This is a genomic window from Pseudomonas sp. BR20 (genome assembly GCF_050780135.1).
Taxonomy (GTDB): domain Bacteria; phylum Pseudomonadota; class Gammaproteobacteria; order Pseudomonadales; family Pseudomonadaceae; genus Aquipseudomonas.
Window position 1 is genome coordinate 6,081,322 of record NZ_CP172012.1, and the last position, 12,861, is coordinate 6,094,182.

Annotated in this window: 14 protein-coding genes; 4 read left to right on the forward strand and 10 right to left on the reverse strand. The window is 63.5% G+C overall.

All coding sequences use genetic code 11. From position 1 onward, the window contains the following. Position 1: 1 nt before the first annotated feature. Positions 2-1,900, forward strand: a complete 1,899-nt coding sequence (dxs, locus tag ACHPFG_RS28020; protein ID WP_431701027.1) for a 1-deoxy-D-xylulose-5-phosphate synthase — start codon at positions 2-4, stop codon at positions 1,898-1,900. Positions 1,901-1,987: 87 nt separating this feature from the next. After that, complete coding sequence (locus ACHPFG_RS28025) at positions 1,988-3,877, forward strand: TonB-dependent receptor domain-containing protein (RefSeq protein WP_431701028.1); 1,890 nt, start codon at positions 1,988-1,990, stop codon at positions 3,875-3,877. 273 nt (positions 3,878-4,150) lie between these two features. Here ACHPFG_RS28025 and ACHPFG_RS28030 read toward each other — a convergent pair whose 3' ends face one another. The 10 genes from ACHPFG_RS28030 to nrdR all read right to left on the reverse strand — a co-directional run bounded on the left by ACHPFG_RS28030 (position 4,151) and on the right by nrdR (position 11,580). Then, entirely contained in the window at positions 4,151-4,939 is a 789-nt protein-coding gene (locus ACHPFG_RS28030) for a cobalamin-binding protein (protein ID WP_431701029.1), read from the reverse strand. Beyond that, complete coding sequence (locus ACHPFG_RS28035) at positions 4,936-5,355, reverse strand: nuclear fragile X mental retardation-interacting protein 1 (RefSeq protein ID WP_131700315.1); 420 nt, start codon at positions 5,353-5,355, stop codon at positions 4,936-4,938. Before ACHPFG_RS28035 ends, ACHPFG_RS28030 begins: the two co-directional genes overlap by 4 nt. Continuing rightward, entirely contained in the window at positions 5,352-5,969 is a 618-nt protein-coding gene (gene ribA, locus ACHPFG_RS28040) for a GTP cyclohydrolase II (RefSeq protein ID WP_065924905.1), read from the reverse strand. The genes ACHPFG_RS28035 and ribA overlap by 4 nt, the downstream gene beginning before the upstream one ends. 144 nt (positions 5,970-6,113) lie before the next feature. After that, positions 6,114-7,079, reverse strand: coding sequence for a thiamine-phosphate kinase (gene thiL, locus ACHPFG_RS28045; protein ID WP_431701030.1), 966 nt, complete (start codon positions 7,077-7,079; stop codon positions 6,114-6,116). A gap of 18 nt (positions 7,080-7,097) precedes the next feature. Further along, positions 7,098-7,598, reverse strand: coding sequence for a transcription antitermination factor NusB (gene nusB / locus ACHPFG_RS28050; protein WP_053138236.1), 501 nt, complete (start codon positions 7,596-7,598; stop codon positions 7,098-7,100). Continuing rightward, positions 7,595-8,071 (reverse strand): 6,7-dimethyl-8-ribityllumazine synthase, encoded by a 477-nt coding sequence (gene ribH / locus ACHPFG_RS28055; RefSeq protein ID WP_003176356.1) that lies wholly within the window; start codon positions 8,069-8,071, stop codon positions 7,595-7,597. Before ribH ends, nusB begins: the two co-directional genes overlap by 4 nt. Positions 8,072-8,159: 88 nt before the next feature. Next, positions 8,160-9,251: a bifunctional 3,4-dihydroxy-2-butanone-4-phosphate synthase/GTP cyclohydrolase II gene (gene ribBA, locus ACHPFG_RS28060; protein WP_003176357.1), complete on the reverse strand. Its 1,092-nt coding sequence runs from the start codon at positions 9,249-9,251 to the stop codon at positions 8,160-8,162. A gap of 15 nt (positions 9,252-9,266) precedes the next feature. Then, entirely contained in the window at positions 9,267-9,929 is a 663-nt protein-coding gene (locus ACHPFG_RS28065; RefSeq protein ID WP_029299435.1) for a riboflavin synthase, read from the reverse strand. Between the two features lie 47 nt (positions 9,930-9,976). Further along, positions 9,977-11,113: a bifunctional diaminohydroxyphosphoribosylaminopyrimidine deaminase/5-amino-6-(5-phosphoribosylamino)uracil reductase RibD gene (gene ribD, locus ACHPFG_RS28070; protein ID WP_431701031.1), complete on the reverse strand. Its 1,137-nt coding sequence runs from the start codon at positions 11,111-11,113 to the stop codon at positions 9,977-9,979. Further along, positions 11,110-11,580 carry a transcriptional regulator NrdR gene (gene nrdR / locus ACHPFG_RS28075; protein ID WP_167656713.1) on the reverse strand — a complete coding sequence of 157 codons (471 nt, stop codon included), beginning with the start codon at positions 11,578-11,580 and terminating at the stop codon, positions 11,110-11,112. Before nrdR ends, ribD begins: the two co-directional genes overlap by 4 nt. A gap of 140 nt (positions 11,581-11,720) precedes the next feature. On the opposite strand from nrdR, the gene ACHPFG_RS28080 reads away from it, so the two are divergent. Next, on the forward strand, positions 11,721-12,176 hold the full coding sequence (locus ACHPFG_RS28080; protein WP_027605189.1) for a YbaY family lipoprotein: 456 nt from the start codon (positions 11,721-11,723) through the stop codon (positions 12,174-12,176). Next, a complete protein-coding gene (locus ACHPFG_RS28085) occupies positions 12,173-12,835 on the forward strand; it encodes a class I SAM-dependent methyltransferase (RefSeq protein WP_259244899.1) in 663 nt (220 codons plus the stop codon). Before ACHPFG_RS28080 ends, ACHPFG_RS28085 begins: the two co-directional genes overlap by 4 nt. Positions 12,836-12,861 lie beyond the last annotated feature (26 nt).

A 12,861-nucleotide genomic window follows, 5' to 3' on the forward strand; every position in this document is an offset into this window, starting at 1 on the left:
GATGCCCACGACGTTTCAAGAGATTCCCCGCAAGCGCCCGTCCACGCCCCTGCTCGACCGTGCTGTCACGCCGGACGGCCTGCGTCGTCTGGGTGAAGCCGAGCTGGAAACCCTGGCCGATGAGTTGCGCCTGGAATTGCTCTACACGGTCGGCCAGACCGGTGGGCATTTCGGTGCCGGCCTGGGCGTCATCGAGCTGACCATCGCGTTGCACTACGTGTTCGACACCCCGGATGACCGGCTGGTGTGGGACGTGGGCCATCAGGCGTATCCGCACAAGATCCTCACGGGCCGCCGCGAGCGCATGGCGACTCTCCGTCAGAAGGACGGTGTTGCCGCCTTCCCGCGCCGCTCCGAAAGCGAGTACGACACCTTTGGCGTCGGCCACTCCAGCACCTCGATCAGCGCAGCGCTGGGCATGGCAATTGCCGCCCGCCTGCAAGGCAGCGACCGCAAGGCGATTGCCGTGATCGGTGATGGCGCGCTGACCGCCGGCATGGCCTTCGAAGCACTGAACCATGCGCCGGAAGTGGACGCCAACATGTTGGTGATCCTCAACGACAACGACATGTCGATCTCGCGCAATGTCGGTGGCCTATCCAATTACCTGGCCAAGATTCTCTCCAGCCGCACCTATGCCAGCATGCGCGAAGGCAGCAAGAAGGTGCTCTCGCGTCTGCCCGGCGCGTGGGAAATTGCCCGGCGTACCGAAGAATATGCCAAGGGCATGCTGGTCCCCGGCACGCTGTTCGAAGAACTGGGCTGGAACTACATCGGCCCCATCGACGGCCATGACCTGCCGACCCTGATTGCCACGCTGCGTAACATGCGCGACCTCAAGGGCCCGCAGTTCCTGCATATCGTCACCAAGAAAGGCAAAGGCTTCGCGCCGGCGGAAGTCGACCCGATCGGCTACCACGCGATCACCAAGCTCGAACCGGTGGACGCTCCCGCCGCTGCGCCGAAAAAAGCCAGCGGGCCGAAGTACTCCGGCGTGTTCGGCGAATGGCTGTGCGACATGGCCACCGCCGACCCGCGCCTGGTGGGCATTACCCCGGCGATGAAGGAAGGCTCCGACCTGGTGGCGTTCAGCGAGCGTTTCCCGCTGCGCTATTTCGACGTGGCCATTGCCGAGCAGCACGCTGTCACGTTCGCGGCCGGTATGGCCTGCGAAGGCGCCAAGCCGGTCGTGGCGATCTACTCCACGTTCCTGCAGCGCGGTTATGACCAGTTGGTGCATGACGTCGCGGTGCAGAACCTCGACGTGCTGTTTGCCATCGACCGCGCCGGCTTAGTCGGCGAAGACGGCCCGACTCACGCGGGCAGCTTCGACTTGTCCTACTTGCGTTGCATCCCCGGCATGCTGGTGATGACGCCGAGCGACGAAAACGAACTGCGCAAAATGCTCAGCACCGGCCACCTGTATAACGGCCCGGCCGCCGTGCGTTATCCACGGGGCAACGGCCCGAATGCGATGATCGAGAAGGACCTGGAGCCTATCGAAATCGGCAAGGGCATTGTGCGTCGCCAGGGCAGCAAGGCTGCATTCCTGGTGTTTGGCGTGCAATTGGCCGAAGCGCTCAAGGTGGCCGAGAAGATCGACGCCACCGTGGTCGACATGCGCTTCGTCAAGCCGCTGGATGAAGCCCTGGTACGCGAAATCGCTGCCAGTCATGAGCTGCTGGTGACCGTTGAAGAAAACGCCATCATGGGCGGTGCCGGTGCGGCAGTCAGTGAGTTCCTGGCGCGGGAGAATATCCTCAAGTCGGTGCTGCACCTGGGCTTGCCGGATGCGTACGTCGAACACGCCAAGCCGGCGCAGATGCTGGCTGAGTGCGGGTTGGATGAAGCGGGGATCGAGGCTTCGGTGCGCGAGCGCCTAGCGCTGCTGGGCCTGTAGAAAGCGGGACCAACAGGTGGGAGGGGCGGTTCGACTTGCCCCCTCCCACATTTGATTTGCGCCATCCTCAAGCGCTGTGGACAGCCCATGAAACACCTGTACCTTGCCCTGCTGCTTCTGCCCTCCCCTGAATTGCTCGCCGACACCCGCGACAACGCCCTGAAACTCCCCGACGTGGTCATCAGCGCCAACCGCCAGGTCCAGGCACGCAACGACAGCAGCGCCGCCAACACCGTGTTCACCCGCGACGACATCGACCGCCTGCAACCCACCAGCCTCACCGACCTGCTCAGCCGTGTGCCCGGTGTACAAGTCGCACCCTCCGGTGGCCGTGGCAGTTTGCCGGGCATCTACCTGCGGGGCACCAAGTCCGCCCAAAGCTTGGTGCTGGTAGACGGCCAACGTATCGCCAACACCACATCCGGCGACAGCGGCCTGCAATACCTCAACGTCGACCAGATTGAGCGCGTGGAAGTACTGCGCGGCTCGCGCTCGGTGATCTACGGCAGTGACGCGATCGGCGGGGTGATCCAGGTATTCACCCGGCGCAATGCCGAGCAGGGCGTGCAACCGCGGGTGAAACTGGGCTTCGGCAGCCATAACACCTGGCAGCGCAGCCTCGGCCTTTCGGGTGGTGACGAACAGACACGCTTCAACCTGGGCGCGAGCCTGGATGAAACCGCCGGCATCAACTCAACCCACCAGTCGTTCCCCAGCGACGGCGACCATGATGCTTATCGCAACCAGTCCGTGAGCCTGAACCTCAGCCATTCCCTCAGCGATGAGCTGGAGGTGGGCTTCCATCTGTTGGATAACCGCGGCAAGTCGGAGTATGACAACAGCTTCGGCCGCTACGACCCCGTCACCAGGCAAACCGTCGGCCAGAAACCCTACACCGACTACGCCGTGAGTAGCGCCAGCGGCTATGTCGACGCCACGCTCAATGAGCACTGGCAATCGCGCCTGGAGCTGGGCCACAGCGAGAATCGCGATACCAAGCGCGACACCCTCAGCGATGATTTCAGCGTATTCAACACCTACCGTGACTCGGTCAACTGGCAGAACGATCTGACCCTGGATGACCAGAACAGCCTGATCCTGGGCGGCGACTGGTACGAAGACCGCTTTCACGGTTCCACCACGTTTACCGAAAACAGCCGCTGGAACCGCGCCGCCTTTGTGCAGCATCGTTTTCACAGCGAGTGGTTTTCCACCGAACTGGGCCTGCGTCACGACCAGAACCAGCAGTTCGGCAGCCAGAACAGCTGGAGCGGCACCCTGACCTTGCCGGTCAACCCCGACAATGACCTGCTGCTGAGCTACAGCGAAGGCTTCCGCGCGCCGACCTTCAACGACCTCTATTACCCGGACACGAAGTACAGCAACCCCAACCTGCAGCCCGAAACCTCAAAGAGCTACGAACTGCAGTGGCGCAGCCAGTTGAGTGACAGCACGCGCCTGGAGGCCTCGCTGTACCGCACCGATTTGAGCGATGCGATCATTCTCGACCAAACCGGCAAGCCACAGAATGTGGCCTCGGCACGCATCAACGGTTTTGAGACGGCGCTCAAGCAGGACCTGTTCGGCTGGCAAGGAAACCTCGGGCTGTCGCTCATCGACCCGCGCGACCGCGACAGTGGTCACACCCTGGCCCGCCGGGCGCGGCGCACGTTGAGCCTGGACCTGGACCGGCAATTCGATCAGGTGGGCGTGGGCGCCAGTTGGCAGGCGATCAGCCACAGCTATGACGATGAAGACAACACCCACCGCCTGGGCGGCTATGGGTTGCTCGGGCTGCGTGGCAGTTGGGCGGTGACGCGGGAAGTAGCGTTGTCGCTGAAGGTCGATAACCTGCTGGACAAGTCCTATGCGCGGGCGCGCTACAGCTACGACGATCCGGCATTCGTCAACAATCACGATTACCGTGAAGAAGGCCGGGTGTGGATGTTTGGCGTGACGTGGACACCTGAAATCTGATTGTCGCCTGGAATGTCTCATCGGGGCATGGGTATCTATACAACTTTTCAGCCCCTGACAAATCCCCCTGTGGCGAGCGGGCTTGTCCCGCGTTGGGCTGCGAAGCAGCCCCAAAACCAGCCTCTACAGAGTGCCTGATACACTGCGCTCTTCTTTACTGGGGCCGCTACGCAGCCCAACGCGGGACAAGCCCGCTCGCCACAACAGCCCTATCTGCCGGGCGCTCAACGTTGAACCAACGTTGTGTAGATATCTATGCTCCCGATAGCGCTCTCAACGGCTGGGAGCAATCACCTGACATAGCCGCGCCAGCGCTTCCAGCATCTGCCCGCTGGGCCGTTCCAGGCCTTTGTCCGGAACCAGCCGCACCCGCTCCGCCATGGTTGGCCAGGCCTTCCAGGCCTCCTTCTGCGCCTGATCGCCTACCAGAATCATCTCGGGATTACGTTGCAATACCGACTCGATGCTGACCTGTGGCGCGGGTAGCTTCAGGTCGTCAAACACGTTGCGCGCACCGCACACGCTCAGCGCGTCGCTGATGATCTGGCCACCGCCCACGGTGTACAGCGGCTGATTCCACACCTGATAGAACACCCGCAACGGTTCGGCACGTTGATAACGCTGACGCAACTGCGCCAGGCGCTGGCGCAGTTGCGCAGCCAATTGCCGGCCGGCGTCGGCACGGCCCAGTTGCTCGGCGATGGCCTGGACCTGGGTGGTCATTTGTTCAAGGCTATGGGGTTCGGCGACGTACACCGGGATATTCAGGCGCTGCAGCTGCTCGCGCTGGGCGGGGCCGACGCTGCCGGGCCAGAGCAGGATCAGGTCGGGCCTGAGGCTGAACAGGCGCTCCATGTCCAGTTGCCCATAACGCCCAACCGACGGCACGTTCGCCAGCGCCGCTGGCCGCTCACCGCTATCGAGCACGCCCACCAGCAGGTCGGCAGCACCCAGCTCAGCCACGATTTCAGAAAGTGAAGGCGCCAGACTGACGACACGTTCGACCGCCAGGCCCTGGGCACTGAATGCCAGCAGCAGAATCGCCAGCCAGCAGCGCATCATCCCAACTGACGAGGAATGCGGTAGAGGTAAAACAACACCATCGTCGACAGCGCCAGCAGGAAAAGCGGCACCGCTTCCAGGCCAACGAACACCGCCAGGGCACCCACCCACGCCGGTACGGCAGCCACCATCAAGGCCGTACGCCGACGGGCCGCCAGGGTGATCCAGGCAGCCGGTTCTTCCGCAGTATCAAGGGCTTTGGAGGTGGCGATCAGGGCGTGTTTATAGCCATGGAAGTAGCGCAGGCTGAGGAACATCGACGCCACGCCGGCGATAAAGAACGGCATGGCCAGCACCGGCAGCATGGGCTCGGCCTGGCCAAACACCAGGTTGATCACGAACAGCGGGAGCAGCGCCAGGGCCAGGTACTGCCACCAACTGAAGGACAGTCGCCGCTTCACCTGGCCCCGGGTCACGCGCGGTCGACCTCGCCCTGATGCTCGTTGCCCATCATGTGGTCGAGCTTGCTGGCCTTGGTCGCCAGGTAGAGTTTGTTGTGCGGGTTGTGCCCGGTGTGCAGCGGCACACGCTCGGCCACGGTGATGCCCATCTCGGTCAAGGCTTTGACCTTGCGCGGGTTATTGGTCATCAGGCGCAGGGATTTCACACCCAGGTGCTCCAGCATCGGCAGGCAGATCGCGTAGTCACGCTGGTCGGCAGCGAAACCCAGGCGCTCATTGGCCTCGACGGTATCGGCACCGCCGTCTTGCAGCTCGTAGGCACGGATCTTGTTCAGCAGGCCAATACCACGGCCTTCCTGACGCAAATACAGCAGCACACCACGGCCTTCACGGGCGATGGCGCGCATCGCGGCTTCCAGTTGCGAGCCGCAGTCACAGCGCTGGCTGAACAGCGCGTCGCCGGTCAGGCACTCGGAATGCACACGACCGAGAACCGGTGCGCCATCGGCGATGTCGCCCAGGCTGAGCACAACGTGTTCGCGCCCGGTGGCTTCTTCGAGAAAGCCGCTCATGGTGAACGTGGCAAAAGGGGTAGGCAGCTTGGAAGCAGCGACGAAAACGACGGGCACCGTGTGCTCCTGATTTCAGTTTTTACAAAGGCGGCCATTGTAACAGCACGTTCCTACAGACGCTTAAGCTGAATTATCGCTGATAAAGATCAATCGGTTTGATTGGCCTTTGTGTTGATTCTATGTAGGAGCGCGGCAGCCTATTCAGGGCGTCTCGCGAAAGTGCTGATAGCCACGTACGACCGGGGTGATGTCCTGCCCGTTGGTGTCGAGCAACGTGACACCCTGCCCCGCCTCGACCCGGCCGATCACGTGGATCGGCCAGCCGCCGGCCAGCAATGGCGCAAGTTCCAGGGGCGGCAGGGTGAACGCCAGTACGTAGTCGTCGCCACCGCTGAGTGCGGCCACCCGCGCCGCGTCATCCCCGACAAACGCCAGCAAGGCCTTGGACAACGGCAGCGCCTGGCGCTCGATCAACAGGCTGACAGCCGAGGCCTTGGCGATATGCCCGCAATCAGCCAGAAGCCCGTCGGAGATATCCATCGCAGACGTCGCCCTGCCCCGCAGCGCCAGCCCCAAGGCCAACTGGGGCTGGGGCGACCAGTAATGGGCCAGCAGTGGTTCGGCAATCGTTGCGTCGGCGCTGCGCTGCCCCAATACCAGCGGCAAGGCACCGGCGGCGTTGCCCAACTCGCCGCCCACACACAGCAGGTCACCCGGCTGCGCACCGCTGCGCGTCAGCGCCTGGCCGGCCGGTACCCGCCCGAACACGGTCAGGGTCAGGCTCAGCGGGCCGCGTGTGGTATCGCCGCCCACCAGGCCCACACCGCAACTTTGCGCCATGGCGTTCAACCCCTGGGCATAGCGTTGCAGCCAATCGGCATCCACGGTCGGCGTGGTGAGTGCGAGGGTAAACGCGAGGGGGTGGGCGCCCATGGCGGCCAGGTCGCTGACCGCCACGGCCAGCGAGCGCTGACCGAGCAGGAACGGGTCACAGGGGTCGGCAAAGTGCACGCCGGCCACCAAGGTATCGGTGGAAATTGCCAACTGCTCCCCGGCGGGGAGCGCCAGCAAGGCGCAGTCGTCGCCGATCCCCAAGGCAATGCCCTCGCCGCCCTGCGCACACGTTGCAGCGGCGAAATACTTGTGGATCAGCTCGAACTCGCCCATTCAGGACTCAAGCGCAGGTTAGCGCTTGTACGCCTTCACTTCGGCTTCACGCAGGCGCGGGGCCAGCTTGTCGAGCACGCCATTGACGAACTTGTGACCGTCGGTCGAACCGTAGACTTTCGCCAGTTCGATGCCTTCGTTGATCACCACGCGGTACGGCACGTCGACGCGCTTGAGCAGCTCCCAGGTAGACAGGCGCAGTACAGCCAGTTCAACCGGGTCCAGCTCTTCGAGGGTCAGGTCCAGGCACGGCGACAACGCAGCATCGATCTCGTCCAGGTTGGCCGGCACACCGTGCAGGATGTCGTGGAAGTAGCTCTGGTCGGCAAACGTGAAGTCGTTATCGACGCGAAATTGCGCTTCGATCTCGTTCAGCGAAGTGCCGGCCATATGACGCTGGTACAGCGCCTGGGTCGCGAGCTGACGGGCAGCACGGCGCTTTTCGCTTTTCGACGGTTTGCCGGCGTCCGCTGGACGCTCGTCACGTGGGTTGAAACGATCGCTCTCGTCGGAAATCACTTGGCCTCCAACTGCGACAGCAGGCTGACCATTTCCAGCGCGGACAGGGCAGCTTCAGCGCCTTTGTTACCGGCCTTGGTGCCGGAACGCTCGATGGCTTGCTCGATGGAATCCACGGTCAGTACGCCGAAAGCGACTGGCACGCCGAACTCCATGGACACCTGGGCCAGGCCCTTGGTGCATTCGCCGGCCACGTATTCGAAGTGCGGCGTGCCGCCACGAATGACCGCGCCCAGGGCGATGATCGCCGCGTATTCACCCTGTTGAGCAACTTTTTGCGCAACCAGTGGAATTTCGAAGGCGCCAGGGGCGCGGATGATAGTGATGTCGCTCTCGCTCACACCGTGGCGAACCAGGGCATCCACGGCACCGCTTACCAGGCTTTCAACCACGAAGCTGTTGAAGCGGCCAACCACCAGGGCATAGCGGCCTTTGGGGGCGATGAAGGTACCTTCGATGGTCTTCAGGGTCATTCGACAAATCTCTTAAAGAGCCGGGACGCGAAAAGTGCGTCCCTCAGTGATGATTTAACCGCGAACAAGGGGCAAAAAGCGCCGGCCTTTATTCGGAGGGCACGTATTCTACAACTTCCAGATCGAATCCGGATATCGCATTAAATTTCATCGGTGCGCTCATCAAGCGCATTTTGCGCACACCGAGGTCACGCAGGATCTGCGAACCGGCACCGACGATGCTGTAGGTGGTCGGCGTTTTCACCTGGGTCTGCTCGGCGGTTTCGCGAATATGCGCGAGTAGCACGTCGCCATCCACCGGGTTACCCAGCAGCAGCACCACACCGCTGCCCGCCTCGGACACCGCAGCCATGGCGGCGCGCAGGCTCCAGCGGCCCGGTTGCTTGACCATCAGCAGGTCGCGCAGCGGGTCCATGTTGTGTACGCGCACCAGAGTCGGCTCGTCGGCGCAGATGGTGCCCAGGGTGAGGGCCATGTGCACGTCACCTTCCACCGAATCACGGTAGGTCACCAAATTGAATTGGCCCAGTTCGCTGTCCAGTGGCTGCTCGGCAATCCGCTGAACGGTACGTTCGTGGATCATCCGGTAGTGAATCAGGTCGGCAATGGTGCCGACCTTGATGTTGTGTTCGGCGGCAAAGGCTTCGAGTTCGGCGCGACGGGCCATGGTGCCGTCGTCGTTCATCACTTCGCAGATCACGCCGCTCGGCTCGAAACCGGCCATGCGCGCCAGGTCGCAGGCGGCTTCGGTGTGGCCGGCGCGAGCGAGGGTGCCGCCCGGTTGAGCCATCAACGGGAAGATGTGGCCGGGGCTGACGATGTCTTCGGCCTTGGCGTCCTTGGCGGCGGCGGCTTGCACGGTGCGGGCACGGTCGGCGGCGGAAATGCCGGTGGTGACACCGGTGGTCGCTTCAATCGATACGGTGAACTTGGTGCCGAAACCCGAACCGTTGCGCGGCGCCATCAACGGCAGCTTGAGCAACTCGCAGCGCTCTCGGCTCATGGGCATGCAGATCAGCCCACGGGCGTGCTTGGCCATGAAGTTGATGTGCTCAGGCTTGCAGGCCTCGGCGGCCATGATGATGTCGCCTTCGTTTTCACGGTCTTCGTCATCCATCAGGATGACCATCTTGCCTTGGCGGATGTCTTCAACCAGTTCTTCGATGCTATTGAGCGCCACAGGGCACCCCCTTGGTCAGGATTTCAGGTAGCCGTTAGCGGCCAAAAAACTTTCGGTGATGTTACCGGCGGCAGGCTCTGCGGCCTTATCGCCCAGCAGCAGGCGCTCCAGGTAACGGGCAAGCAAGTCGACTTCCAGGTTCACCCGGCGACCTGGCTGGTAGGACGCCATGATGGTTTCGCTCAGGGTGTGGGGAATAATGGTCAGTTCAAATTCGGCGCCGTTCACGGCGTTCACGGTCAGGCTGGTGCCATCGACGGTGATCGAGCCTTTGTGGGCGATGTACTTGGCCAGCTCTTTAGGCGCGCGGATGCGGAACTCCACGGCACGCGCATTTTCGCTGCGGGCAACCACTTCGCCGACACCGTCGACGTGGCCGCTGACCAGGTGGCCGCCCAGACGGGTGGTCGGGGTGAGGGCTTTTTCCAGGTTGACCGGGCTGCCGGCCTTGAGGTCGTTCATCGCGGTGCAGTCCAGGGTTTCCCGGCTGACGTCGGCGGCAAAGCCGTTGCCCGGCAGTTCGATGACGGTCAGGCACACGCCGCTGACGGCGATGCTGTCGCCCAGCTTGACGTCGCCGAGGTCGAGCTTGCCGGTTTCAACCAGCAGGCGCACGTCGCCACCCTTGGGGGTCATGGCGCGAATGCTGCCGATGGATTCGATAATGCCGGTGAACATGGCCTTCTCCTGGAAAACGGGGCGGGCACTTGAGCGCCCGGTCAGAATTATACGCTCGCTGCTGGCACAGGGATGGCAGTGACTCGCCAGTCGTCGCCTACAGCGCGCATTTCAGTGATCTTGAGTTGGGGGGCGTCTGCCAGTTTCTCAAGCGGCCAGTCGAGTAAAGGCCGGGCGGCGGAGCCGAGGAACTTGCCGGCGACGAAAATCACGTATTCGTCCACCAGGCCTTGCTGGGCAAATGCACCTGCCAGGCTTGGGCCGGCTTCCACCAATACGTCGTTGACGCCACGGGCGGCCAGCGCCACCAGCGCCGAGCGCAGGTCGACCTGGCCGTCCACGCCCGGTACCACCAGGCATTCAGGGCCACGGGGGAACTGCTTTTCCGCGGTGACGCAGGTGATGACCAGCGCCGGGCCGGCCTTGAAGAACGGTGCGTTGAGCGGCACGCGCAAACGGCCGTCGATCAGCACGCGCAGCGGCGGACGCGACATGGCCAGTGCCGTGGTTTCGGCATCCAGGCCCAGCTCGGCGGCGCGAACGGTCAGGCGTGCGCCGTCGGCCAATACGGTGTCGGCGCCGGTCAGCACCACGCTGGCCTCGGCGCGCAGGCGCTGCACGGCGGCGCGGGCGGCGGGGCCGGTGATCCATTGGCTTTCGCCGCTGGCCATGGCGGTGCGGCCGTCCAGGCTCATCGCCAGCTTGACCCGCACAAACGGCAGGCCATGCTCCATACGCTTGAGGAAGCCCTTATTCAGGGCCCGCGCTTCACCTTCGAGCACGCCGCTGCGCACCTCGATCCCAACCTGGGCCAGGCGCTGCATGCCGCGCCCGGCGACTTCCGGGTTGGGGTCCTGCATCGCCGCGACCACCCGCGCCAGCCCGGCACTCACCAGCGCATCGGCGCACGGCGGGGTGTGGCCGTAATGGCTGCAGGGCTCGAGGGTTACGTACGCCGTGGCACCTCGGGCCTTGTCACCGGCAGCCCGCAAGGCATGCACTTCGGCATGGGGTTCGCCGGTGCGCACGTGCCAGCCTTCGCCGACAACCTGACCATCGCGGACAATCACGCAGCCCACGCGCGGGTTGGGGTGGGTGGTGTACAGGCCGTTGCGCGCCAGTTCGAGGGCGCGGGCCATGTAATGGGCGTCGAGGACAGTCTGTTCAGCAGAAGGCGGGGTCATTCTTTGGCAGGCTCACGGGCCAGGCGGTCGATCTCTTCGCGGAACTCGTTGAGGTCCTGGAAGCGTCGATACACCGAAGCGAAACGGATATAGGCGACTTCGTCGAGCTTTTGCAGCTCGCCCATCACCAGCTCTCCAACCACCAGGCTCTTGACCTCGCGCTCGCCGGTGGCGCGCAGCTTGTGCTTGATATGCGCCAGCGCCGCCTCCAGCCGCTCGACACTCACCGGGCGTTTTTCCAGGGCGCGCTGCATACCGGCGCGCAGTTTTTCTTCGTCGAAAGGCTGGCGGCTGCCGTCGGACTTGATCAGACGCGGCAATACCAGTTCGGCGGTTTCGAAGGTGGTGAAACGTTCACCGCAGCCAGAGGCCAGGCATTCGCGCCGGCGACGCACTTGATCGCCCTCGGCGACCAGACGCGAGTCAATGACCTTGGTGTCGTTGGCACCGCAGAAGGGACAGTGCATGGTGGCAGGCAACAAAAAAAGGGAGGGCCATGGTAGCGCATCCCTGTGGCAAGACAAGCCATAGCCTTTACGGTATATAGGCAGGCCTATATGTTTCTTATATTTCAAGCCACGGATTTTGTCCTTTTCTGGAGCCGTACATGCAGTTACGACCACTTGTTTTGCTCACCGTGTTCAGTGTCCTGGTCGCCTGCAGCAGCGAAGCCCCCAAGCCGGCCGCACCTCAACCGACGCCCGCACAAGAGAAAAAAGTCCCCGGCATTGAAGACCTCGGCCCCCTGCCCGCCTATCAACGCGAAATCAGCGGCAGCCTCACCAACGTGCCGGCCGGTGCCGAAGTCGAGATGGCGCTGCTGGTGATCGATGACCGTTCGCGGCCGCAACAACTGCTGGCGAGCAGTGTACTGACCGGCAACGGCAAGCCCCTGGCCTTCCGCCTGCGCTACAACCCCGAGGCGTTCCCAGCCGGTGCGCGGGTTGAATTGCGTGGCCGTGCCAGCCAATCCGGCCAGTTGATCCTGCACCTGCCCGCCGTACGCATCACCCAGGCCATCACCCAGACCACCGGCCCCCTGGAACTCGTCAAGGCACCATGACGCCACCGTGGGACTTGCAGCACGCCCTGAGCGCGCTGATCGGCGACGCCCAACTGGTGCCCTGCCCGCTGCCGGGCACCGAGCTTTCATTGTGGCTGCTGGATGCGGACAACATGGACCGCGCCTTCAGTCCCGAGGAAACCCGACGCATCCTGCATGAACCGCCCTACTGGAGTTTTTGCTGGGCCAGTGGTTTGGCGCTGGCGCGGTATCTGGCGGCGAACCCGCAATGGGTGAAAGGCAAGCGCGTGCTGGATTTCGGCGCCGGCTCCGGTGTGGCCGGGATTGCGGCGGTTAAAGCCGGCGCGTTGGAAGTGGTTGCCTGCGACCTCGACCCGCTGGCGTTAGCGTCCTGCCGGGCGAATGCCGAACTCAACGGTGTGGCGCTGAGCTATTCAGCGGACTTTTTCGCCGAAGCCGACCGCTTCGACCTGATCCTGGTCGCCGATGTGCTCTACGACCGCGCCAACCTGCCGTTGCTCGACCACTTCCTCAGCCGAGGCCGCGAAGCGCTGGTGGCGGACTCGCGCGTGCGGGACTTCCAGCACCCGGCTTATCGGCGGCTGGAGATACTCGATGCGCTGACATTGCCGGACTTGGCCGAGCCTTGGGAGTTTCGCAAGGTGAGCCTGTACCATTCGCGGCGCCAGCCCTTATAGTTGCCCCATTCCCGCTTTATTCGAGA

Coding starts and splice junctions, on each gene's coding strand:
- dxs (WP_431701027.1), top strand. CDS start 2: ATGCCCACGACGTTTCAAGAGATTCCCCGCAAGCGCCCGTCCACGCCC.
- ACHPFG_RS28025 (WP_431701028.1), top strand. CDS start 1,988: ATGAAACACCTGTACCTTGCCCTGCTGCTTCTGCCCTCCCCTGAATTG.
- ACHPFG_RS28030 (WP_431701029.1), bottom strand. CDS start 4,939: ATGATGCGCTGCTGGCTGGCGATTCTGCTGCTGGCATTCAGTGCCCAG.
- thiL (WP_431701030.1), bottom strand. CDS start 7,079: ATGGGCGAGTTCGAGCTGATCCACAAGTATTTCGCCGCTGCAACGTGT.
- ribH (WP_003176356.1), bottom strand. CDS start 8,071: ATGACCCTGAAGACCATCGAAGGTACCTTCATCGCCCCCAAAGGCCGC.
- ACHPFG_RS28065 (WP_029299435.1), bottom strand. CDS start 9,929: ATGTTCACCGGCATTATCGAATCCATCGGCAGCATTCGCGCCATGACC.
- ribD (WP_431701031.1), bottom strand. CDS start 11,113: ATGACCCCGCCTTCTGCTGAACAGACTGTCCTCGACGCCCATTACATG.
- nrdR (WP_167656713.1), bottom strand. CDS start 11,580: ATGCACTGTCCCTTCTGCGGTGCCAACGACACCAAGGTCATTGACTCG.
- ACHPFG_RS28080 (WP_027605189.1), top strand. CDS start 11,721: ATGCAGTTACGACCACTTGTTTTGCTCACCGTGTTCAGTGTCCTGGTC.
- ACHPFG_RS28085 (WP_259244899.1), top strand. CDS start 12,173: ATGACGCCACCGTGGGACTTGCAGCACGCCCTGAGCGCGCTGATCGGC.